The following is a 21,852-nucleotide window of genomic DNA, read 5'->3' as shown; positions in this document are numbered from 1 at the left end:
AATTCATGACGATGATGAATTTCCGCTTTTTATGTATGCGATATACTTTTCTACTATATTAATATCGCTGACAGCGCTCAATGTGCGGGAACCGACGACATCTTCTATTTCGTTAAAAACAAATCGGCCGTCGTGATCGAGCAGAAAGTCAATCCCGGCCATCCCAAAGGCGAATTGTTCATAAATTTGTTTGATCAGCGCCATTTCATATGGCTTCAGAGTGTACCATGAAGCAGTACCGCCCAGTTTGTAATTCGCGCGAAAATCATGCTTGTTCTCGCGCAAGACTGCACCAATCACTTCTTGGCCAATGACAAACACACGCACGTCTTTACCGGGCTGTATATTAGCTGCTGATTGAACAATCAGATCCCCCATTGCCTGCTTTCTTTGTTGGTCGTGCCAATCCTGAGTGTTTTTAACGAGTGAAACCTCCTTGCCACCTCTGCCATAAGCTCCTTTTATCACAAACGGAAAAGCCAAAGGGGGTGATTCGGGCAGGCCTGTTTTTCCAGAAATAAATAGTGTGTCCGGCATGGGAATGGATAACCTGCTCAAATAAAAGTGAGTCGAAGCTTTGTTATTGCAAATGGCAGCTGTATCAGCGGGGTTATAAACTGCTACGCCGAATGACTCCAATTGCCTGCTCAAAAGCGGCTCAATCGTTCGGATGACGGCAAAATCAGGCAATGACACCGGTTCTCCGTGAAGCATGATTGTATCTTTGCTGTCAAGAATCCCAATCGTTAGATCTTCTCTCAGAATCAAACGCAATGCGATGTTTTGCAGGTGTGCTTCTTCAAGGAACCAGTTGATATATGCTTTGTTATGTTCTGCATCATTTTTATTGTAAATCAGCCAGCCGTTCATAGCAGTCCCCCTCACTGAATTTTAGTTTTGATATAGTCGATCATAGAATCAGCAACATTAATTCCGGTGCAGTCGAACATATTACGGATATGCGCGTTTGAGTTAATTTCACAAATAATCGGCGCGTTGTCGGTCCCAAATAATAAATCCACACCAGCAAAATCAGCCCCAATCGCTTTAGCAGCTGCGACGGCAAGCTTTTGTTCCCCGGGCGACGGGTTGTATACTTGCATCGTCCCCCCGGCTGTGACATTTGCCCGAAAATCATCTGTTGCGTGCCGGGTCATGGCGGCAATAACCTTATCACCGACAACATGCAGACGCATGTCTCTTCCGAAGCTTGAAGCAATGAATTCCTGTAGCATAAATGGACGGCTTTGAAGCTGACCGATTTTTTCAGCTAATTCAGCCTTCGTGTCAACGAGGTGAACCTGTTCACCGAAGGATCCGAATGCTTCTTTGACAATCATAGGAAAGCCGAGGATATCGATTGCTTCCTGATAGTCCCCGATAGGATTCACTGTTGTCCTGTGAAATGATTTTGGTGCAATGACTGTCTTGGGAACCGGCAAATGATTCGAAGCCATTAACTGATACGAGGCGATTTTGTCGTCACTGGCAGCAATTGTTTCTGAACTGTTGAAAACACGAATCCCCAATAATTCGAGCTGTTTTGCCAGGTAGATGTCTTTATCGGCAAAAACGACAAAATCAGGCAGGTTATCTCTTCCTGCCCCCAGAAGATTTATTGATTCTGAACTCAACAGTCCCAGTAGTTCAGTGTTTTTATAGATTGTAGTGTCTATGTGCTGTTTAGCTGCGGCATGCTTTATCCACTTAGCAAAGTCGCGAAATTTATTGCTAGGCAAGTAGCCGTTATAAACAATCCAGCCGTTCAAAGTCAATACTTGTCTTCCTTTCTGCATTCAAATTGTGTTTGATTATTGCTATAATGATGCTGTTCAGGTTAAAAGGATGCTAATAATAAACGAAAAGCGGTGTGCACGATGTTCGAACATTTTTACGAAGTTGAAGCATTTTTCCAGGATCGGAAACGCTATGGTGTGAAACCGGGTCTGGGAAGAATACATAAACTATTGGATCTGCTGAATAATCCCGAGAAAAAAATGAATGCCGTCCATATAGCCGGAACAAATGGCAAAGGTTCAACCATTCATTATCTAAGCCATGCATTAATGGCGAACGGATATACGGTCGGTGTTTTTGATTCACCGAGCCTTAAAGGGTTAAGAGGTCATATTCTGCTTAATGATTCCCTGATTCCGGAAAAGGCGTTTATTTACTATCTTAATAAACTCCATCCATTTGTTCTCCAGCTTGATGACGAAGAAAATCACCCGACTGAATTCGAAATTATGACTGTGATGGCGTTTTTATATTTTGCTGATCATACAGATATCGCTCTGGTTGAAGCGGGCATGGGGGGCAGAGAAGATACAACGAACTGTTTTATCCCCATTTTGTCCATTATAACAAATGTGTCGTGGGATCATACGGATTTTCTTGGAGAAAATATTCAATCAATTGCGTATCATAAAGCTGGCATTATAAAGAAAAACAGGCCTGTTATTGCCGGGGAAATGATTGGTGAAGCATTATCGGTCATAGAAGCTGAAGCAAAAAGTAAAAATGCCCCGCTCTATCTGGCAGATGAATCATTTCAATATAAAACCACCGGCATGAAAGGAACTGAACAGACGTTCCAATGGTGTGCGGAATCCGGAATCAGTATGGAAGCAAGACTACAGGTAGCCGGAAAGCATCAAGTCAGAAATGCTTCTTTGGCTATAATGACACTTGTCATTCTCGAGCGTAATGGGTTTGAACTGAGCCGGAATAATTACTTGAGTGGGTTGACAGTTGCCAGGATTCCCGGCAGGTTTGAACAAATTCATCAGAGACCAGCCATTATATTGGACGGGGCTCACAATCCTGCGGGTGTACGTGCTTTCACGGAAACACTTGCAGACCGTTTTATCAATATGGAAAGACACCTCCTTTTTGCAGCATTTAAGGATAAAGATTTAAAACAAATGCTCAAAACGTTGGAACCCCATTTTTCTTCTGTTACATTGACGACTTTTGATCATCCGCGGGCCGCCGGACTTGAGCAGCTGCAGCAATTCAGCGAGGCCCGGCATGTCAGATACCAGAGCGACTGGCGCCAGGCTATCAGACTAATCAGCTTTGAACAGGAGAATGCGGGTTATTTTATAACCGGTTCATTACATTTTATTGGTATGGTAAGGAATTTTGCTGCTGACAATATGGGGTGGCTGTAACTTATTGAACCGGGCACTTTCGCTTTTGTTGTATTATGTTGAAAGTTTTTTTGGAAGATTGACAATAATCGTCTTACTTTTTACCATCCATATGCTAGAGTGGAACAAACTTGTATATGGAGGGAAAAACGGTTGGGGAAAAATAAAAAAGTAGATGTCTGGACGAATGGCAAGAAAACAAAGAAGAATAAGAATGCCAAAAACAATAAAAAACATTCTATTAATGAATCCAACAAAGAGCACGCAGCAGCAATGGAGAATTCCGATGTACCCGAATACCTTAGGTATGAAAGTAAGGATGGCAAAAAAGGTCATAGCAAGGAAATCTACTATAACCAACAGTCCAAATTCAAAATGGCCAAGCCATTTTTCATCGCTTCCATATCTGCGGTCATTATCGGGGCATTTTTGGGTTTTTTCATGCTTAATATGTTCGTGGACATTAACGGCAATATAAGTCAGCAGGAAAGCCCCTCTTTGTCCGCGGCAGCCGATGAGGAAAATACAGATACGGCCGATGCTGAATCAACTGATGCTGCAGCATTCGATGCACATAGTGCTTATGTGGTTCAGGCAGGCAAATTCAGTGAACAAGCAAATGCCGAAGAAATGGCAACAGCTGTCCAGGATGCAGGTCTTTCTGCCATGATTTGGGAGAATGAAAGTTTTTATTTCGTTCTATCCGGAATAAGCAATTCCGAGCAACAGGCAGAACAAACGGCAACCGAATTCACTAATAATGGAATAGAAGTTTATGTCAAGGAATGGCAAACAGAGGCGAACGAAATCACGTTGACAGACAACGAAAAAGAATGGCTTCAAATGTATAAACAGCAGTGGGATGAATCGTTCGGTTCTGTCAGCAGCGGCAATCATATTTCAAAAGATGCCTGGTCGGAGGTTATTGATGCAGTTCCGGAAGATACCGAATCCATTTCCGGCTTCATTGAATTTGTGAACGAACAGTATCAAGCAATGGGACAGACGGACAAATGGCAGGATCAGGTGATTCTCCTGAATATGTGGGAACAATTTAGTCAACTGATTTCACAATGATAATACGCGAGGCAAGTTAACTATTAGAAAACTTGGCTTATCGCCAAGCTTTTATGGCGAAAGCCTAAGTTGCACTTATGCAATAAGAAAGTATTTATACTTTTTAACTGCTAAAATAGTTGATTTTGCATTTTAGCAATTCAGTCAAGCTGAAAAGCTGAATTTTTCCCGGGGGATTTTTGGGCTTTAGAGATGCCAATCCCTTTTGGAATGGTTTTTTACGAAGTTGTCCCTACGAAGAGGAACGGGTACGATAAGTCTATCTTAATATAGGGAGGACTTTTGAATGAGCTCATCGCCGATTATGATAAAAGATGTTCCGGAAGAAGACCGGCCACGGGAGCGTTTTCTCAAACATGGACCAGGCCATTTATCCAATCAGGAACTGTTAGCCATTCTGATCGGAAGCGGGACAAAGAAAGAGTCAGTAATGGCTTTATCGAACCGTATTTTAATGCATTTTGAAGGATTAAACCTATTGAAGGAGGCAACAATTGAGGAATTGACGGCCATTAAAGGTATTGGTATGGCTAAAGGGGTATTGCTGCTGTCTTCTTTGGAACTAGGAAAACGAATGAATCGGTACAAACCTGATGACCGGTATGTCATCCGCTCGCCTGAAGACGGAGCGGATTATATTATGGAAGATATGCGGCTATTGAACCAGGAACACTTTGTTGTGCTATTTTTGAACACTAAAAATCAGGTTATCCACAGACAAACTATCTTTATCGGAAGTTTGAACGCCTCTATTGTGCACCCTCGTGAAATTTACAGAGAAGCTGTCAAACGTTCGGCTGCTTCCATCATCTGTGCCCATAATCATCCATCGGGCGATCCCGCGCCTTCCCAGGAAGATATCCATGTCACAAGACGCCTGGTCGAATCAGGTAAAATGATTGGGATTGAACTTTTGGATCATTTGGTAATCGGTGACAGGAAATTTATTTCGCTGAAGGAAAAAGGTTATCTATAAATACTATCTATTTTTTTATTTTTTTCGTATAATTGAATAGACGTCATTCGGGCGAGCGCCAGTTTCTAATGTTTACTTGAGATTGGCGCTTAATTTGCTTTAGATAAATGTGGATATTTACTTTCCATTAAAACATGTTTAAAATAATGGATTAGGACTCGGATTGTTTATATAACATATGAAAAATGATTATAGGTACTTAATCTCGTTTGCAGTCAGCAAATGAATGGCTATTGGGAAAGGAAGATTTGTATTGGGAAGATTCAGTTTGTCACAGGATTTAGGGATTGATCTGGGGACAGCTAACACACTCGTTTTTGTTAAAGGTAAGGGTGTGGTTGTACGGGAACCGACTGTTGTTGCTAAGAATATTGAGACAGGTGAAATTGAATCAGTCGGAAAATCAGCAAGGAATATGATTGGCCGGACCCCTGGTAACATATCAGTTGTCCGTCCAATGAAAGATGGCGTTATTGCTGATTATGATACAACTGCAGTTATGATGAAATATTTTATTAAACAGGCGATGAGCAGACGATCACTGTTTGCTAAAAAGCCAAATGTGATGATATGTGTACCATCAGGCATTACAATGGTAGAAGAGCGCGCAGTCGTTGATGCAACAAAACAGGCGGGTGCGAAGGAAGCTTATCCGATTGCTGAACCTTTTGCAGCCGCTATAGGAGCGGGACTTCCTGTCTGGGAACCAACAGGCAGCATGATTGTGGATATCGGCGGCGGTACGACCGAAGTTGCTGTTATTTCACTCGGCGGCATTGTAACAAGTCGTTCGATTCGGACTGCAGGCGACAATATGGACGAGTCGGTCACAAATTACATTCGCAAACATTATAATTTGATGATTGGCGAGCGTTCTGCCGAGTCAATTAAAATGGATATCGGTGTCGCTGGAGAAGTTAAAGAAGATGTTGAGATGGACATTCGAGGCCGTGACTTGCTAACCGGGCTCCCTAAGACAATAACGGTTACAGCCAGGGAGATTGCGGGTTCATTAAATGATACAGTTGAAGATATTGTTGAAGCTGTAAAGGTTACACTGGAAACAACACCGCCGGAACTTGCCGCTGATATTATGGATCGGGGGATTGTTTTATCAGGCGGGGGGTCCCTTTTGAAAAACTTGGATAAAATAATCAGCGATGAGACGAAAATGCCTGTTTTTGTTACAGAAGATCCTTTGGAAAGTGTGGCAATCGGCACAGGCAAATCCCTGGAGTACATTCACCATTTCCGCTCCCATCCGAATGTATCTTCCCGTCCTACTGTTGAGTAAGCAGGTGTTGACATGAAGCTTCTGCAAAAAAAACGATTATTTATCCTTTTAATTGGTTTTATTATTCTTGTGGCGCTAATCGGCTATTCACTACAGGACGGGGATGAAGAGACAACTGCCGAACAATTTATTAAAGATACAGTTGGATGGGCGCAGAATTTGATACATACGCCGGTCAATTACGTTACAGGCATTTTTAAAAACATTGATGATATCAGAGACACTTACGAGGAAAATAAGATACTTCGTAATAAAATAGCAGAATATAATAGTCTTCAGTATGAAGTGCAGGAATTGAAAGAGGACAATACTGAGCTACGTAATACACTTGATAAAACCGAATCAATTCGTGAGTATAACCCGATTCAGGCAACTGTTATTTCTCGTTCGACCGAACGGTGGATTGAACAGGTAACCATTAACAAAGGTACTCAGGATGGAGTTGAAGAGGATATGGCCGTTATTACGGCTGAAGGCATGGTCGGTAAAGTAGAAACCCCATCAAAGTTCACCTCATCGGTCAAATTGCTGACAGGGTTCGATCAATTCAACCGGATATCTGCTAAAATTTCCAGGGATGAAGGCAATGATATTGTTGGAATGATCGAAGGCTATGACAAAGAATCAGATCACTTGCTGTTCAGAATTATTGAGGAGTCGGACAAAGATTTGGAAGAAGGGGAATTGGTCCTATCCTCCGGTATGGGTGGAGTCTTTCCGGCAGGTCTGCAAATCGGTGAGATAAAGGAAGTTAAGCCAGACCAATATGGACTGACCAGCACTGCCTTTGTAGAGCCAATGGTTGATATGTATGATATCAATAATGTTATAGTTGTCGAGCGGGCGCAGCCTGATGAGACTGCTTCAGAAGAAAATGGGGAGGATGGGTCGTCATGAGACGATTACTGATTCCCCTGGTACTCTTTCTTCTGTTGATTTTGGAAGGTATTGCACTGGATATATTACCGGCAGCTTTTTTGAAGGGCGATCTGGTTTTCGTATCTCACTGGGTATTTATATTTCTTATCCTGGTAGCTATGTTCTATGATCGGGAAAACACATATTTTTCTGTTTTTTACGGTTTGTTATTTGGACTTTTGACAGATGTTGTCTATACCGGAATATTAGGTGTTTATATGTTCAGCTATGCACTGGGTGCTTATATCGTACACGGGCTGACTAAAATATTGCACACCAATTTTTTTGTAACGATAGTGCTCGGTACTATAGGCTTAATACTTGTTGAGGTTTTTGTCAATTTAGTTTTTTCCGTTACAGGGATAGCTGAATTAGTGTGGGGGGATTATTTAATTGATAGACTGATCCCCACCATTATTGTCAACATTTTATTTCTGCTCGTATTATATCCATTTTTCGTAAAGCGGCTTGTCAAATGGAAAGAAGAACAGTTATCAGGCAGCACGAAATTTAATCGTATGTGATGTCAGGCAGAATTATTGGGGTGAATGCAACGTGCGTGAGAAGAACCAAACGATTACAATTAAGGGGACTAAAGACGGACTGACCTTAGTCATTGATGATCAGGAATCATTTGATGAGGTAACGGCGGAGCTTGCTGATAAGCTTTCGGAGTATAATCCAAAAATTGACGACCCGGTTGTACCGGTCACCGTAAAATTGGGGAACCGGTATATAAACGACCGGCAAGAACAGCAGCTGCGGGATCTGATTGGTGATAAAAACCGTTTTAAGATTGAGCTTTTCGATTCTAATGTTGTCCACCGGGATGAAGCTATTAAATGGAAAGAAGACAGTGATATTAAGGTGATTAATAGAGTTGTACGGTCCGGACAGGTATTGGAAAATTCCGGGGATCTGCTGCTAATCGGTGATGTCAATCCCGGGGGTAAAGTTATAGCCACAGGCAATGTGTTTATCATGGGGAATTTGCTGGGTGTTGCCCATGCCGGGGCACACGGGGATCGGGGGGCGGTCATAGCCGCGTCCTATATGAAACCGAACCAGCTTAGAATAGCAGACTATATAAGCCGGGCGCCTGACTACGAGACGGAAGGCGTTTATATGGAATGCGGCCTCATTGATGAAAAGCAGGATAAAATAACCATTGATCGGCTCCAGGTTCTTTCACACAAACGAAAAGATATAAGCGGGTTTGAAAGGAGAATACTGTATGGGTGAAGCAATAGTCATTACGTCCGGAAAAGGCGGAGTAGGTAAAACGACCACAACTGCAAATATTGGCACAGCATTGGCACTTATGGAAAAAAAAGTTTGCCTGATTGATACGGATATTGGCCTGCGTAATCTCGACGTTATCATGGGTCTGGAAAATCGGATCATTTATGATATTGTGGATGTGATTGAGGAGCGCTGTAAACTGAAACAAGCGTTGATCAGAGATAAACGATTTGAGGATCTGACACTTTTGCCTGCAGCCCAGACGAGTGATAAATCAGCTGTAACAACAGATGGCATGAAAAAAATCCTTGAGGAATTAAAGCAAACCTATGACTATATTATTATCGACTGTCCGGCAGGCATAGAGCAAGGGTTTCAAAATGCAGTTGCCGGCGCCGATAAAGCAATCGTTATCACAACTCCGGAAAAGTCCAGTGTCAGAGATGCAGACCGAATTGTCGGTCTGCTGGAAAACGAGGAACTCGAACCGCCCAAAATGGTCATCAACCGCATCCGGAACCATATGATGAAAAACGGCGATATGCTGGATATAGATGACATTATTCAGATACTCTCCATTGATCTGCTTGGCATTGTAATTGATGATGATGAAGTGATCAAAGCATCCAACAGTGGTGAACCTGTAGCACTGCAAGGGAGTTCCAAAGCTTCAATCGCATACAGGAACATTGCTCGCCGCATATTAGGCGAAACTGTTCCGCTTCAATCATTGGAAGAAGAAAAAGGAATGTTACAAAAGGTGAAGCAGTTTTTCGGAATACGATCCTGACTTTCCCGCCGTAAAGGTCCAATTCTGTTCAAACACACGCAGCAGTTTTTACTAATTGCTGCGTGTGTTTTTGGTAGTTAGGAAATTATATACCGGTTTAAATGCAGGAAAACCATCATACCGTTTATATCATAACTTTCCCCTTAAGTTCATACACTTGTACAAATGCATGACAAGGGTTGTGAAGCGAATGAAAAAAGGGGTAAAAGACGTAAGGAAATCGATTAATCAGCGGAAAAAAATGCGCGGTACGGCCGGAAAAAATTCCACGAAACAAATTCTGTCATCATCCTTACCGCAAGAAGAAGAAAAACACGGCTACTTCCCTGTCTTTACTGATGACAGTGGGCCCTCAAAACCCAGTGATGGCCGTATTACTGGTTTTGCCATTAAAGGGGTCTTGTCGGCAATGCTTTTCCTCTCAACAGCGCTACTATTTCAGACTGATTCAGAACTACTTTCCGCACCTAAAGAGTGGACAGCCAATACGCTGACAGAAGAATTCCCTTTTGCTAGTGTCAACCAGTGGTATCAGGAAACATTCGGAGCTCCGATGGCCATATCTTCATCTCAGTCTCCCGACCAAGGTGAGGCTTTGGCATTTCCAGTAAACGGGTCTGTTTCTGAAACATTTCAGGTGAATGGAACTGGAATAAAGCTGGCACCAGAACAAGAAACAGCCGTTTCAGCTTTGCAGGGGGGCGTGGTGACGTTTGCCGGCAATGACCAGGAAACAGGCAAGACCGTTGTTGTCCAGCATGCTGATAACAGTGAAACCGTGTACGGTAATTTAAGTTCGATTGATGTTCATTTATATCAGTTTATCAATCGCGGTCAAAAACTTGGCATATTCACCCCGGATACCAACAATAAAAATGTCTATTTTGCTATTGAAAAAAATAATTCGTATGTGGACCCTGTACAGGTGATTCAAGTTGATGATTCGGAGTAATCTTTTACCGTCAGTCCACATCCACCCAATTTTACTAATATTTATCATCATTTCATTTTTAACCGGTACGTTTATTGAACTGATGGTGATCCTGACAATTGTCCTGATTCATGAACTGGGACATTTTTCAGCTGCGAAATGGTTTGGCTGGCGGATTCGCGGGGTAATGTTATGGATATTTGGCGGTGTTATGGATACGGATGAGCATGGGACAAGGCCCTTTCATGAAGAAGTATGTGTTGCACTGGCAGGACCGCTTCAGCATGGTTTCATTTACCTGTTCCTGTTCATGCTGTCCGGAACCCAGTTTATGTTACCCTCTATTATTGAAACCGCATATTTTTATAATACGGTAATCCTATTGTTTAATTTGCTGCCTATATGGCCGTTGGATGGCGGCAAATTGGTGTTATTGACACTTTCAGAAAAACTTCCCTATCGTAAAGCATACGAATTTGCTGTCATATTTTCGTTAATTTTGAATGTGATTTTAGCAGCTGCAGTAGTGCTCGTAATGCCTTTTACACTTAGTGCATTTCTTTTGTTCTCCTTTTTGGTTATGGAAAATAGAAGGGACTGGAAGCAGCGCTATTATGTCTTTATACGGTTTTTATTGCGGCGTTACCACGGGGAAAACCATTTCAGGCGTGTTCAGCCAATAGAAGTGTCGCACCGCGATAGGTTAATGGACGTATTCAATCGTTTTCGTAGGGACAGAGCACATAGGGTTTATGTTACACTTCCTGGAAACGTCCGACGGCAGATGGACGAGATGGAATGCCTTCACAGTTATTTTCACGAACGGCGTTACAACAAAACAATTGGCGAGATCATTACCCGTGTTTCATAAAATGATTTGCGGTAACGCTTGACAACTGATTTTGTATCGTGATAATATTTATACGTTATTCATCGTAGCACCAGTGCTACAACCGCTCAGAACAGGTTTATAAAATCCATAATCAATGGAGTACCTGTATGGCGAGTCTTGGTTATTCAGGGAGGTGCAGACATGTACGCAATTATTGAAACAGGCGGCAAGCAGGTCAAAGTGACTGAAGGACAGGAAGTTTATGTTGAAAAAGTGACAGCTGATACAGATGAATCTGTTACGTTTGATAAAGTTCTGTTCATCAGTGGAGATGACGTGAAAGTCGGTGCTCCATATGTTGATGGTGCTTCTGTTACGGCGAAAGTTGAAAAACACGGTCGTCAGAAAAAGATTGATGTTTTCAAGTATAAGCCGAAGAAGAACTACCACCGTAAACAGGGCCATCGTCAGCCTTATACAAAATTGGTAATCGACAAAATCAATGTCTAAAGGTTTAAACTATGATTAATGTCATTATAAAAAGACAAGAGAGTCAGATTAAACAGTTCGAATTGTCCGGTCATGCTGCAAGCGGTCCTTACGGATATGACTTAGTGTGTGCGGGTGTTTCGGCTGTTTCCTTTGGGGCTGTCAATGCAGTAATGGCATTAAGCGATGCAGATCTGGAGATCGAGCAGGGGGGTGAGGGCGGTTACCTTTGGGTGGCTATCCCTGCTGGCGTAACGGATGATACAATGGAGAAAGTCCAGCTGTTATTTGAAGGTATGCTTGTCTCCCTGAAAACGATTGAACAGGAATACAGCGAATCTATAACGATTAAGGAACGATAAGGAGGTGCCGTAAAATGCTGCGTTTGGATTTGCAATTTTTTTCTCAGAAAAAAGGTGCCGGGAGTACTAAGAACGGCCGTGATTCCGAATCAAAACGACTTGGCGCCAAGCGTGCCGATGGTCAATTCGTAAATGGCGGAAGCATTCTGTACCGCCAGCGCGGTACAAAGATCTATCCGGGTATGAACGTAGGCCGTGGCGGAGACGATACACTATTCTCCAAAATTGACGGTGTTGTGAAATATGAGCGTGTTGGCCGCAACCGTAAAAAAGTCAGTGTCTATCCGGTAGCTAAAGAAGCATAAGCTTTTTTCAACAAACAATACAAACTCCAGTCAGTTTTGGCTGGGGTTTTTTTGGTATAGTGCGTCGATTTTTGCTATACTTTTCTTACTACTTGAGGGGGAGAAAACATGAAAGAGACAGACGTCATCCAGATACTCCGTCATTATCGGCACGACCTAATGAACCATTTGCAGATCATTCAGGGATATCTTAGCATGGGGAAAACAGACAAAGTGCAAAAAAAATTAAAGGATTATATGGGGCAGCTGCAGGAGGAAGGTAGAGTCGTCAATTTAAATGCCCCGAAGTTTGCGCTATATCTTTTACAATTTAATTTCTTACATACGAATTTTCGGATGACATATCATATACGCACTGCCAACAAATCGTTACAGTCAGTGGACGAACTGCTTGCAGAACGTTGTGAAAAAGTAATGAAAACAATAGTGAAGTTATCTGATGAGATGCAATTATATGAATTGGTCATATCACTGTTTGATGTGGATCAGGATATGATTGGATTGGAATTTGCGGTCAACGGCAAATTTCCCGATAATAGAGCCTTAATAGAGACAATGGAAAGCTTGGATTGGGATATGACAATCCAACAACGGGAAGATGAATTCAAATGTACAGTCAGTATTCCATAAAATGAGGTGGATCGAATATGTTTGTTGATCAGGTTAAGGTGTATGTCAAAGCTGGTGACGGCGGAGACGGTATTGCTGCCTACCGGCGGGAAATCTATGTCCCGAAAGGCGGTCCTGCAGGCGGCGATGGCGGTAATGGCGGCGACGTGATTTTTAAGGTTGATGAAGGGCTTAACACCTTGATGGATTTTCGCTACAATCGTCATTACAAAGCAAAGCGCGGTGAGAACGGTATGAGCAAAAATAAACACGGCAAAAATGCGGTGCCATTGGTTGTTAATGTTCCGCCCGGTACGACAGTGAGCGATGAAGACACCGGGGAAGTGATTGCTGATTTGACTGATCATGATCAGGAGGCTGTCATTGCAAGAGGTGGCCGCGGAGGGCGCGGCAACTCCCGTTTTGCGTCAGCAAGAAATCCGGCGCCGGAACTGTCTGAAAATGGAGAACCAGGTCAGGAGCGTAATATAAAGGTTGAATTAAAATTGCTTGCTGATGTTGGGTTAATTGGCTTTCCTAGTGCAGGAAAATCTACACTACTGTCAGTAGTAAGTGCTGCCAAGCCTAAAACGGCCGAATATCACTTTACAACGCTGACGCCTAACCTTGGGGTCGTTGATACCGATGATCAGCGCAGCTTTGTAATAGCTGACCTCCCCGGTTTAATCGAGGGAGCGCACGAGGGGATCGGGTTAGGTCATCAATTTTTACGTCATGTAGAACGGACACGCGTAATGCTCCATGTCCTTGATATGGCGGGGATAGAGGGCAGAGATCCTTATGATGATTTTGTTAAAATCAACCGTGAATTAAAGGAATATGATGCCAAACTGATGGAACGGCCGCAAATTATTGCAGCAAATAAAATGGACATGCCGGGGGCGGAAGAAAACCTGCATGAATTTAAAAGGAAACTGGAGGGTGAAGTCCCGGTTTATACGATCTCAGCACTGACAAGGGAAGGACTCAGGGAGCTGATTTATGCCGTAGCGGATGTGCTTGACAGGACTCCAAGACAAACACAGGAGATCGATGAAGTAGATGAAAAAGTTGTTTATCGCTATCAAAAAGACGAAACACCGTTCACAATTACAAGAGATTCGGATGGCATCTTTGTGTTGTCGGGGGCTAGGGTCGAGAAATTATTTAAAATGACAGATTTTACAAAAGACGAATCGGTACAGCGGTTTGCACGGCAGCTGCGCGGAATGGGAGTAGACGAGGCGTTGCGCAAGCGTGGTGCAAGCGACGGTGATATTATTAGGTTGAATGATTTTGAATTTGAATTTATAGATTAGCTGATACATGATGTCGCGGATAGGGGGAAGTTTGAATGGTGAAAATAGGTTACTTGGGCCCGCGTGGGACTTTTACAAAACTGGCGGTTGATACAGCGTTTAATGGTGAAAACAAACAGAGCTTTACAACGGTTCCGGAGTGTATAGACGCAGTTTTTCATGAGGAGATTGATATCGGAGTTGTGCCGTTGGAAAATGCCATTGAAGGCACAGTGCAAATAACAGTTGATTATTTGGTTCATCAGGTCAGATTGCCGGTAGTGGCAGAGATAGTCGTTCCAATTCAGCAGAATTTGCTTGTTAAACCAGGATTTACGGGTGAAATATCCGAAGTGCTGGAAGTGTTCTCACATAGTCATGCCATTGCCCAGTGCCATCAATTTTTGCATATGCATATGCCGGATGCAAAACTGAATTTTACTTCATCGACCGGGAAAGCGGCCGAGGTGGTCAGCGGCAGTGACCGCAATATAGCCGCTATAGGCAATAGACTGGCAGCAAGTGAATATGGCCTAGATATTTTCCATGAGAATATTCACGATTATCCAAATAACCATACCAGGTTTGCAGTGCTGGCAAAAGATAAAGAGATCGTCAATGTTAAACACGAAGCTGGAGCGGAAAAGACAAGTCTGCTGATTACACTGCCAAGTGACTATGCCGGTGCATTGTACCAAGTGCTTGCAGCATTTGCCTGGCGCAGGATGAACCTTTCCAAAATTGAATCAAGACCAATGAAAACAGGTTTAGGGAATTATTTTTTCATTGTTGATGTCAATCAGCCTTATGATGATGTTTTATTTCCCGGAGTCAAAGCTGAACTGGAAGCCCTCGGCTGTAATGTGACAATTCTAGGTACATACCCTGTTTATCAAATCGACTTGTCCCGCATGTAAAACCAAAAAGGATAAGTGGGGAATAAAGAAAAATCCCACTGATTAAGTTTCACTTTATAATTAATGCCGTCTGTTACTGATCAGGTGCAGGCGGCTTTTTATTATTTTTAGTTCAACATTTGATATCTGTCTGCATATGGTGATAATGAGTGATTTGCCCAGTACGAATCTGGATTGAAAGGAGTCTGTTTATAATTGAGAATTCACATTGTACAAAAAGGCGATACATTATGGGAAATAGCAAAACAATACGGGGCTGATTTTGAACAAGTAAAACAGTTGAATCCGCAGCTGTCAAGTCCGGATATGATTATGCCAGGCATGAAAATCAAAATACCTGCTTCATCAAAACCAGTCAAAAAAGAGGAAATGCAGCATAAGGAAGTTCAGAAAGAAACACAGAAGCCCATTGCTGAAAAGCCGTATAAAGACACATCGCCAAAACCAATGCCGGTTACAAAGGAAGATGATGTTAAACAGCCGAAAGATATAAAGCCTAAGATGCCGATGCAGCCGAAAATGCCTTCTATGGAGCAGGAAATGAACTACTACACCACAATTAATCTTCCACAAATACCTGCCTACAAGCAGCCTGAGGATAAACCAATTGAAAAAGAAAAGATATGCTGTCATTCACTTCCTAAACCTGATCTGGCATTTTATCAGCATGAGCCTTGTCCGCCACCACCAGCACCGCAAGTAAGCCCATATTCCGGCGGATACAAGGATTGCGGATGCGGCGGACCGAAACCAATGCAAATGCCAGTGTATCATCAACCAATGCCGATGCCTCATTATTCGGTGCCAAAGCCGATGGAGCAGCCGATGCAAATGCATCCCATGTATCACCATCAAGGACAAATGCCGCAGTTACCGCATTATGGTAATATGATGGAACAACCGTCCTATATGAATATGCCGGAAAGCCCGTCACAAAACCACAATATGACCAACCATGGGGCATATGGGCCGAAATTCCCGCCAAAATCGATGGGAATGCAACACGGCTATCATAACCCGCAAATGCCACCGTCAACCTTGCCGTACAACAGTCATGCTCCAATGCCGCAACCGCCTGGTTTTGACACCTGGTTCCGCGAAGATGAAGAAGATTCAGCAAATGAATAATTTAAATCAAGGAGACGAGATGAGTTTAGATCGTCTCTCTTCTTTTTTGCGGAAAAAAAGCATGCTGAAAACGACTTATATGTATCGGATTCAAAAGCATGTCTTTTATATGGAAGCGGAAAATGGAGACCAATTAATTCTTAAACGTCATAACAACAGGCTGAGAGTTGAACATCAATGGCATTTTTTTGACCGGCAGACATGTTCGTTCATTGTCCCATTTCGACGATTCCCGAATGACAAGCGATTCCTGATTGACAATGGATACTGCTGGACAATTTCACCATATATCCCAGGGCGCAAATTAAACTATGCCTCCCCCGGTGATCGTGCAGCTAGCTTACGGACGTTACAAACATTTCATACCGAAACAAAAGGCATTAGGATTAATAGACCTTTCAGAAAGGAATTGTTTTATCAACGCTGGTACAACAGACTGCAAAGGTTTAAAAACACAGAGCATTTATTTAAACAATTGGGCTTTGCCACACTGTTCCTGAATATTGTTCAAACAACTGAACACCAATTGCAGGAACTAGCGCATTCACCCTTATCTAATTTAGAAAACGAATCTCTGAAAACAGGCATCTGGATACATGGTGATGTCGCCTCACATAACTTTATCCGGTATGACGGCCACGTTTTTATGATCGATTTTGATTTATTGACATGCACTTCGGGTATATATGATTATATACAGCTCGGTCAACGGTTTCTGCCTTATTTGGACTGGGATTTGAACCGGCTCATGTCATATAAAATGGTTCACGAAAAGCACCTGAAGCTGTGGCTGGATGCAATACTGCTTCCAAGTGATATTATGCGGGAATGGCTGCACTATATTAATGGTAATTCTAGCCGATTAGCCCACGATTATTTAACTGAACTTGAGACAAATTGGAATAAGCGTCAATCTTTTTTGAAAATGGTTCAAACCGTGCTAAACTAAACTATAGGAAATTTGAATAACAATAAGGTGGTAGTTATGGAAAAAACAGTAGATCAAATTGTGCAATGGCTCCATGAAAGTGTCCGTGAAGCGGGCGTCAACGGGGTGTTGGTCGGTGTCAGCGGCGGATTGGATTCAGCAGTTGTCGCTCATCTTATTCAACGCGCCTTTCCCGATGATTCACTCGGTGTGATACTGCCGCTTAACAGTAACCCGGAGGATATGGATCATGCGAAAAAAGTGACTGAGAGCTCAGGCATCAATGAGATGACAGTTGATTTGACTGAAACACATCAAATGATGTACGCGTCGATAAGCGATGAGTTAAAACAGAATAATTCATTCGAACAGGAGAATGATCAGCTTGCAGGTGCCAATCTCAGGGCACGTCTGCGAATGAGCACCCTTTACACGATTGCAGCGCATTACAACTATCTGGTTGTCGGAACAGATAATGCGGCAGAGTGGCATATTGGATATTTCACAAAATATGGTGACGGCGGTGTGGATATTCTCCCATTGGTGGAATTTACCAAGCAAGAGGTGAGAGAAATTGGAAAGTACCTGGGTGTCAGAGATGACATTTTAACAAAAAAACCGAGCGCCGGACTCTGGGAAGGACAGACGGATGAAGCAGAAATCGGAACGACTTATGATAAAATTGATGCCTATCTGGAGGGTAAAGAAATCCCGGATAAGGACAGAGAAATCATTGATAGCATGCACCGGCGAACTGCTCATAAACGAGAACCCGTTAAGCAATTTCACCGTACGGATAAATAATTCCTTTATTTAACTGTTTAAAAAAACCTCGCTTATCCACCCTAAAGATAAGGGAGGTTTTTTTATGCGGATAATCAAATGGATAACCATACCAGCCGTTTCCTTTTTATTTATCGGCTGTGCACAATATGAAACAGGGGAAGAAGGTTCCGAGGAACACATGAATTCCCAGCTAATCAATTATGAAACAGAAAAGGAACAGAACGAACGGCTTGGAAGAGAGGACCAAGGAATTGACGAACAAGGCGGTTACCTGCAAAGTGAACAGAAAGAGCTGAACGACGGAGATGAAGACGCGCAAAGTGATTTGTTCACAAATGAAATGTCGATGTCCATTTCGAAACATTTAAAAAATCGTAAAGATGTCCGGCAAGCACAGGTTGCCGTATCTGAAGACAGGGTGGTCGTTGGCGTTATGCTGACCGATCAGGCACCATCGGATATGCGCGAACGAATCGAGCAGGAAGTTCAGGATATGGTCCCGACAAAAGAAATTTACGTTTATACAGATGATATATATTGGGACCGCATGCGTAACAAGGATGCGCGGCCCGATCAACTAAATGGGGATATGCGGGAGTTTTTGCGTGAATTCTTCAACCGTGACAGAGAAGATTTTTAAGCTTTGTCGATAAATGGCTATATGCCCGATTCTGCTCAACTAACATTTAGTGTGGGAGGGGCACCCCACCAGGGGCACCTCACTAAATGAAGTTTCACTTTACCCCGCATGTAACGGACAGTAATCCCCGGAAAACCTGGGCTAACTGTCCGTAAATGCCCGATTCTGCTCAACTAACATTTAGTGTGGGAGGGCACCTCACTAAATGAAGTTTCGCTTTATTGATTGGCTTTTTTTTGATATAGTTAAAAAGGAAATTTTTGAGGAGAGAGGAGAATGTCCTATGGCTGGTCATTCTAAATGGCATAATATACAACGGAGAAAGAACGCCCAGGATGCCAAAAAGGGCAAAATATTTATGCGCCATGCCAAAAATATATATACTGCCGCCAAAGAGGGCGGAGGTGACATGGATATGAATGCGACACTAAGGACAGCGGTTGATAAGGCAAAATCGGACAATATGCCGAACGATAATATTGAGCGTGCCATCAAAAAGGCAACCGGTGATCTTGATGGTGTTCATTATGAAGAAATCACCTATGAAGGCTATGGACCTGGAGGTGTCGCTGTCATTGTGAATGTATTAACGGACAATAAAAATCGTACAGCTTCAGAAGTCAGGCATGCTTTTAAGAAAAATAACGGTAATCTTGGGGAGAATGGCAGTGTAACTTTTATGTTTGACCGTAAAGGCTACATTCTCGTTGAAGATAAAGATGACTCCATTGATGAGGATGAGATAAGCATGGAAGCAATTGAAGCCGGTGCAGATGATATTGTCGCCGAGGATGGTGTATATGCAATATACACCGACCCGGAAAATTTTCAAAATGTCCGTGATCAATTGCGTGAAAATAATTATGAAATCGACCAAGCAGACGTAACATTTTTCCCGCAAACTTACAGCACCCCTTCCGAAGATGATGAACAAAAGATGCTGAACCTGATTGATATGCTGGAAGACAGTGAGGATACACAGGATATCCATCACAACATGGAAACATCGAGTTAATCCAAGAGACTTCTATTCTTCTGTATGGAGAATGGAAGTTTTCTTTCTGGCTAACCTGGATACTTATGTTAAACTAGGGTGAGGTCTATAAGTGGATGTTCAAAAAGTCCGGTAAAAATGACACATCGGTGTTTCTAGTTGGCTTGTTTCTCCGCAGCTCAGGTATCTAAACGCGTACATTCCGCTCCTTGGAAAAGAATAGCACTAATGTCGCGTGGGACGCATGGGATGTGAATTCAGGAAGTTTCTCCTGTGCTCGAAACTGTGCCGCCTCGAACTTCTCGGTTCTTTTTATCCTCCTTTTTGAACACGATCTATAAGGAGAAGTCATATGATTGCTTATATAAAAGGAACATTGATCAATATACATGAAGATGCTGTCATTGTTGATGTACAGGGAGTTGGATATGAGGTTTTCTGTGCCAGCCCATTTGCGTTTCAGGCATCATTAGATGACAAAGTAACCATTCATACATATCATTATGTCCGTGAAGACACACAGGTTCTGTATGGCTTTCGGGATGAAGATGAGAAATTGCTGTTCACAAAACTTATTTCCGTATCCGGGATCGGGCCAAAAGGTGCATTAGCTATCCTCGCAGGTGTTGATACACAGGGATTCATTGAAGCGATTGAACGCGAAGACGACAAATTTCTGACCAGTTTTCCAGGTATAGGTAAAAAGACGGCCAGACAGATTATTCTTGATTTAAAAGGAAAATTGTCTGCCATCGCAGCTATACCTGTCCAATCTGCCGGGGATACCCCATCTCGCGAAATTTCAAGAGAGCTGCAGGAAGCCCGGGAAGCATTAAAATCACTTGGCTACACCGAGCGGGAAATTAAAACAATTACCCCTGAACTGCAAAACGTAGGCAATACTAATACCGATGAAATCGTACGTAAAGCACTGGCATTGCTAATGAAAAATTAACAAGGTGGGATAATGATGGATGAGCGCATGGTCACAGGTGAATTACAGAATGAGGATTCCTCTGTTGAACTCAGTCTCCGCCCCACAAATCTGAATCAGTATATCGGTCAGAAGAAAGTTAAAGATAATTTAAGTATTTTTATTCAAGCTGCTAAAATGCGTGATGAAGCGCTTGACCATGTATTATTATATGGACCTCCGGGTTTAGGTAAAACAACGCTGGCAGCAATTATTGCCAATGAAATGGGGGTTCAGTTCCGTTCAACATCGGGCCCCGCGATAGAACGTTCTGGTGATCTTGCTGCAATCCTTTCATCCCTTGAGCCCGGTGATGTTCTGTTTATTGATGAGGTACACCGATTGCCAAGGTCTGTTGAAGAAATATTGTATCCGGCAATGGAAGATTTTTTTATTGATATTGTTATTGGGAACGGACCGAGTGCACGGTCTGTGCAGATTGATTTGCCGCCGTTTACATTGGTAGGTGCGACTACAAGGGCCGGGTTGTTATCAGCTCCATTGCGAGATCGTTTTGGGGTCTTGAGCAGGCTGGAGTTTTATGGTTCAAACGAATTGTGTGATATCGTCGAACGGACAGCCGAGATTTTTGAAACATCGATTACCCATGAAGCAGCCCTGGAGGTTGCCAGCCGTTCAAGGGGAACGCCCCGGATTGCTAACAGACTTCTGAAGCGGATTCGCGATATCTCGCAAGTCAAAGGGGAGGCGGAGATCAGTCTGCAAACAACGGATGATGCATTGGATATGCTGCAGGTAGATAAGGCTGGACTAGATCATATTGATCATAAATTACTGAATGCTATTATCGACGGTTTTCAGGGTGGTCCAGTGGGGTTGGATACGATAGCAGCGACAATCGGAGAAGAATCGCAAACGATTGAAGATGTGTACGAGCCGTATTTACTGCAAATCGGTTTTATTCAGCGCACACCACGAGGACGTGTTGTGACACCGAAAGCATACCATCATTTTGGCATAAGGAAAGATAGTAAATGAATATGGGCAAAATGTTTATCATTCTCGGTATTATTTTTGTTGTGATTGGTATCATCTGGTCGTTTATCGGCAAAATGCCAGGAGATATCACCATTAAACGTGATAATTTTACGTTCCATTTCCCGATCATGACATCAATTGTTGTCAGTATCATTTTGACACTCATCTTTTTTATTATAGGAAAATTTCGCTAGATATAGTTAGGAGAGCAT

General features: G+C 42.8%; 26 protein-coding genes and 1 other annotated feature. Of the genes, 24 read left to right on the top strand and 2 right to left on the bottom strand.

Features of this window, described 5'->3' with window-relative positions; genetic code table 11:
• Window positions 1–3: 3 nt before the first annotated feature.
• Complete coding sequence (locus tag ON01_RS11175) at window positions 4–870, bottom strand: ATP-grasp domain-containing protein (RefSeq protein ID WP_010531132.1); 867 nt, start codon at window positions 868–870, stop codon at window positions 4–6.
• 11 nt (window positions 871–881) lie between these two features.
• Window positions 882–1,775, bottom strand: coding sequence for an ATP-grasp domain-containing protein (locus tag ON01_RS11170; RefSeq protein WP_010531131.1), 894 nt, complete (start codon window positions 1,773–1,775; stop codon window positions 882–884).
• A 102-nt stretch (window positions 1,776–1,877) separates the two neighbouring features.
• Here ON01_RS11170 and ON01_RS11165 point away from each other — a divergent pair, with 102 nt between their 5' ends.
• The 24 genes from ON01_RS11165 to ON01_RS11050 all read left to right on the top strand — a co-directional run bounded on the left by ON01_RS11165 (window position 1,878) and on the right by ON01_RS11050 (window position 21,834).
• Window positions 1,878–3,173, top strand: a complete 1,296-nt coding sequence (locus ON01_RS11165) for a bifunctional folylpolyglutamate synthase/dihydrofolate synthase (protein ID WP_010531130.1) — start codon at window positions 1,878–1,880, stop codon at window positions 3,171–3,173.
• Window positions 3,174–3,305: 132 nt separating this feature from the next.
• Window positions 3,306–4,229, top strand: coding sequence for an SPOR domain-containing protein (locus ON01_RS11160; protein ID WP_010531129.1), 924 nt, complete (start codon window positions 3,306–3,308; stop codon window positions 4,227–4,229).
• A gap of 286 nt (window positions 4,230–4,515) precedes the next feature.
• The gene (gene radC, locus ON01_RS11155) at window positions 4,516–5,205 is read left to right on the top strand and encodes a RadC family protein (protein ID WP_010531128.1); all 690 of its coding nucleotides are present in this window, start codon (window positions 4,516–4,518) and stop codon (window positions 5,203–5,205) included.
• A 253-nt stretch (window positions 5,206–5,458) separates the two neighbouring features.
• A complete protein-coding gene (locus ON01_RS11150; protein WP_010531127.1) occupies window positions 5,459–6,499 on the top strand; it encodes a rod shape-determining protein in 1,041 nt (346 codons plus the stop codon).
• Between the two features lie 12 nt (window positions 6,500–6,511).
• Entirely contained in the window at window positions 6,512–7,396 is an 885-nt protein-coding gene (gene mreC, locus ON01_RS11145) for a rod shape-determining protein MreC (RefSeq protein WP_010531126.1), read from the top strand.
• Window positions 7,393–7,941 (top strand): rod shape-determining protein MreD, encoded by a 549-nt coding sequence (gene mreD, locus ON01_RS11140; protein ID WP_010531125.1) that lies wholly within the window; start codon window positions 7,393–7,395, stop codon window positions 7,939–7,941. The genes mreC and mreD overlap by 4 nt, the downstream gene beginning before the upstream one ends.
• A gap of 31 nt (window positions 7,942–7,972) precedes the next feature.
• Window positions 7,973–8,659 carry a septum site-determining protein MinC gene (gene minC, locus ON01_RS11135; protein WP_010531124.1) on the top strand — a complete coding sequence of 229 codons (687 nt, stop codon included), beginning with the start codon at window positions 7,973–7,975 and terminating at the stop codon, window positions 8,657–8,659.
• The gene (gene minD / locus ON01_RS11130) at window positions 8,652–9,449 is read left to right on the top strand and encodes a septum site-determining protein MinD (protein ID WP_010531123.1); all 798 of its coding nucleotides are present in this window, start codon (window positions 8,652–8,654) and stop codon (window positions 9,447–9,449) included. Before minC ends, minD begins: the two co-directional genes overlap by 8 nt.
• A 190-nt stretch (window positions 9,450–9,639) precedes the next feature.
• Entirely contained in the window at window positions 9,640–10,401 is a 762-nt protein-coding gene (locus ON01_RS11125; RefSeq protein WP_010531122.1) for a M23 family metallopeptidase, read from the top strand.
• On the top strand, window positions 10,388–11,251 hold the full coding sequence (locus ON01_RS11120; RefSeq protein WP_010531121.1) for a site-2 protease family protein: 864 nt from the start codon (window positions 10,388–10,390) through the stop codon (window positions 11,249–11,251). The genes ON01_RS11125 and ON01_RS11120 overlap by 14 nt, the downstream gene beginning before the upstream one ends.
• Before the next feature lie 70 nt (window positions 11,252–11,321).
• Window positions 11,322–11,400, top strand: a sequence feature (ribosomal protein L21 leader region).
• A 13-nt stretch (window positions 11,401–11,413) separates the two neighbouring features.
• Window positions 11,414–11,722: a 50S ribosomal protein L21 gene (gene rplU / locus ON01_RS11115; protein WP_010531120.1), complete on the top strand. Its 309-nt coding sequence runs from the start codon at window positions 11,414–11,416 to the stop codon at window positions 11,720–11,722.
• An 11-nt stretch (window positions 11,723–11,733) separates the two neighbouring features.
• Window positions 11,734–12,063: a ribosomal-processing cysteine protease Prp gene (locus tag ON01_RS11110; RefSeq protein WP_010531119.1), complete on the top strand. Its 330-nt coding sequence runs from the start codon at window positions 11,734–11,736 to the stop codon at window positions 12,061–12,063.
• Window positions 12,064–12,077: 14 nt separating this feature from the next.
• Window positions 12,078–12,368 carry a 50S ribosomal protein L27 gene (rpmA, locus tag ON01_RS11105; RefSeq protein ID WP_010531118.1) on the top strand — a complete coding sequence of 97 codons (291 nt, stop codon included), beginning with the start codon at window positions 12,078–12,080 and terminating at the stop codon, window positions 12,366–12,368.
• A gap of 108 nt (window positions 12,369–12,476) precedes the next feature.
• A complete protein-coding gene (locus tag ON01_RS11100) occupies window positions 12,477–12,998 on the top strand; it encodes a Spo0B domain-containing protein (protein ID WP_010531117.1) in 522 nt (173 codons plus the stop codon).
• Between the two features lie 17 nt (window positions 12,999–13,015).
• Complete coding sequence (obgE, locus tag ON01_RS11095) at window positions 13,016–14,296, top strand: GTPase ObgE (RefSeq protein WP_010531116.1); 1,281 nt, start codon at window positions 13,016–13,018, stop codon at window positions 14,294–14,296.
• Window positions 14,297–14,331: 35 nt separating this feature from the next.
• Window positions 14,332–15,192: a prephenate dehydratase gene (gene pheA, locus ON01_RS11090; protein ID WP_010531115.1), complete on the top strand. Its 861-nt coding sequence runs from the start codon at window positions 14,332–14,334 to the stop codon at window positions 15,190–15,192.
• A gap of 195 nt (window positions 15,193–15,387) precedes the next feature.
• Window positions 15,388–16,320 (top strand): SafA/ExsA family spore coat assembly protein, encoded by a 933-nt coding sequence (gene safA / locus ON01_RS20080; protein ID WP_010531114.1) that lies wholly within the window; start codon window positions 15,388–15,390, stop codon window positions 16,318–16,320.
• Window positions 16,313–17,269: a phosphotransferase gene (locus ON01_RS18575; protein ID WP_010531113.1), complete on the top strand. Its 957-nt coding sequence runs from the start codon at window positions 16,313–16,315 to the stop codon at window positions 17,267–17,269. The genes safA and ON01_RS18575 overlap by 8 nt, the downstream gene beginning before the upstream one ends.
• A 36-nt stretch (window positions 17,270–17,305) precedes the next feature.
• Window positions 17,306–18,052, top strand: coding sequence for an NAD(+) synthase (gene nadE, locus ON01_RS11075; protein WP_010531112.1), 747 nt, complete (start codon window positions 17,306–17,308; stop codon window positions 18,050–18,052).
• A gap of 64 nt (window positions 18,053–18,116) precedes the next feature.
• Window positions 18,117–18,674, top strand: coding sequence for a YhcN/YlaJ family sporulation lipoprotein (locus ON01_RS11070; protein ID WP_010531111.1), 558 nt, complete (start codon window positions 18,117–18,119; stop codon window positions 18,672–18,674).
• Between the two features lie 283 nt (window positions 18,675–18,957).
• Window positions 18,958–19,689: a YebC/PmpR family DNA-binding transcriptional regulator gene (locus tag ON01_RS11065; protein ID WP_010531110.1), complete on the top strand. Its 732-nt coding sequence runs from the start codon at window positions 18,958–18,960 to the stop codon at window positions 19,687–19,689.
• A gap of 331 nt (window positions 19,690–20,020) precedes the next feature.
• On the top strand, window positions 20,021–20,623 hold the full coding sequence (gene ruvA, locus ON01_RS11060; protein WP_010531109.1) for a Holliday junction branch migration protein RuvA: 603 nt from the start codon (window positions 20,021–20,023) through the stop codon (window positions 20,621–20,623).
• 15 nt (window positions 20,624–20,638) lie between these two features.
• Entirely contained in the window at window positions 20,639–21,640 is a 1,002-nt protein-coding gene (ruvB, locus tag ON01_RS11055) for a Holliday junction branch migration DNA helicase RuvB (protein WP_010531108.1), read from the top strand.
• 2 nt (window positions 21,641–21,642) lie between these two features.
• Window positions 21,643–21,834, top strand: coding sequence for a DUF2905 domain-containing protein (locus ON01_RS11050; RefSeq protein WP_138919776.1), 192 nt, complete (start codon window positions 21,643–21,645; stop codon window positions 21,832–21,834).
• Window positions 21,835–21,852: the final 18 nt, after the last annotated feature.

The organism is Lentibacillus jeotgali (assembly GCF_000224785.1).
In the GTDB taxonomy this organism is placed as follows: domain Bacteria; phylum Bacillota; class Bacilli; order Bacillales; family Amphibacillaceae; genus Lentibacillus; species Lentibacillus jeotgali.
This window is presented reverse-complemented; position numbering and strand designations above follow the sequence as displayed.

Excerpts from the sequence above, each read along its gene's own strand:
- ON01_RS11175 (WP_010531132.1), bottom strand. The coding sequence starts at position 870 with ATGAACGGCTGGCTGATTTACAATAAAAATGATGCAGAACATAACAAA.
- ON01_RS11165 (WP_010531130.1), top strand. The coding sequence starts at position 1,878 with ATGTTCGAACATTTTTACGAAGTTGAAGCATTTTTCCAGGATCGGAAA.
- radC (WP_010531128.1), top strand. The coding sequence starts at position 4,516 with ATGAGCTCATCGCCGATTATGATAAAAGATGTTCCGGAAGAAGACCGG.
- mreC (WP_010531126.1), top strand. The coding sequence starts at position 6,512 with ATGAAGCTTCTGCAAAAAAAACGATTATTTATCCTTTTAATTGGTTTT.
- mreD (WP_010531125.1), top strand. The coding sequence starts at position 7,393 with ATGAGACGATTACTGATTCCCCTGGTACTCTTTCTTCTGTTGATTTTG.
- minD (WP_010531123.1), top strand. The coding sequence starts at position 8,652 with ATGGGTGAAGCAATAGTCATTACGTCCGGAAAAGGCGGAGTAGGTAAA.
- ON01_RS11125 (WP_010531122.1), top strand. The coding sequence starts at position 9,640 with ATGAAAAAAGGGGTAAAAGACGTAAGGAAATCGATTAATCAGCGGAAA.
- ON01_RS11120 (WP_010531121.1), top strand. The coding sequence starts at position 10,388 with ATGATTCGGAGTAATCTTTTACCGTCAGTCCACATCCACCCAATTTTA.
- rplU (WP_010531120.1), top strand. The coding sequence starts at position 11,414 with ATGTACGCAATTATTGAAACAGGCGGCAAGCAGGTCAAAGTGACTGAA.
- ON01_RS11110 (WP_010531119.1), top strand. The coding sequence starts at position 11,734 with ATGATTAATGTCATTATAAAAAGACAAGAGAGTCAGATTAAACAGTTC.
- rpmA (WP_010531118.1), top strand. The coding sequence starts at position 12,078 with ATGCTGCGTTTGGATTTGCAATTTTTTTCTCAGAAAAAAGGTGCCGGG.
- ON01_RS11100 (WP_010531117.1), top strand. The coding sequence starts at position 12,477 with ATGAAAGAGACAGACGTCATCCAGATACTCCGTCATTATCGGCACGAC.
- obgE (WP_010531116.1), top strand. The coding sequence starts at position 13,016 with ATGTTTGTTGATCAGGTTAAGGTGTATGTCAAAGCTGGTGACGGCGGA.
- pheA (WP_010531115.1), top strand. The coding sequence starts at position 14,332 with ATGGTGAAAATAGGTTACTTGGGCCCGCGTGGGACTTTTACAAAACTG.
- ON01_RS18575 (WP_010531113.1), top strand. The coding sequence starts at position 16,313 with ATGAATAATTTAAATCAAGGAGACGAGATGAGTTTAGATCGTCTCTCT.
- nadE (WP_010531112.1), top strand. The coding sequence starts at position 17,306 with ATGGAAAAAACAGTAGATCAAATTGTGCAATGGCTCCATGAAAGTGTC.
- ON01_RS11070 (WP_010531111.1), top strand. The coding sequence starts at position 18,117 with ATGCGGATAATCAAATGGATAACCATACCAGCCGTTTCCTTTTTATTT.
- ON01_RS11065 (WP_010531110.1), top strand. The coding sequence starts at position 18,958 with ATGGCTGGTCATTCTAAATGGCATAATATACAACGGAGAAAGAACGCC.
- ruvA (WP_010531109.1), top strand. The coding sequence starts at position 20,021 with ATGATTGCTTATATAAAAGGAACATTGATCAATATACATGAAGATGCT.
- ruvB (WP_010531108.1), top strand. The coding sequence starts at position 20,639 with ATGGATGAGCGCATGGTCACAGGTGAATTACAGAATGAGGATTCCTCT.
- ON01_RS11050 (WP_138919776.1), top strand. The coding sequence starts at position 21,643 with ATGGGCAAAATGTTTATCATTCTCGGTATTATTTTTGTTGTGATTGGT.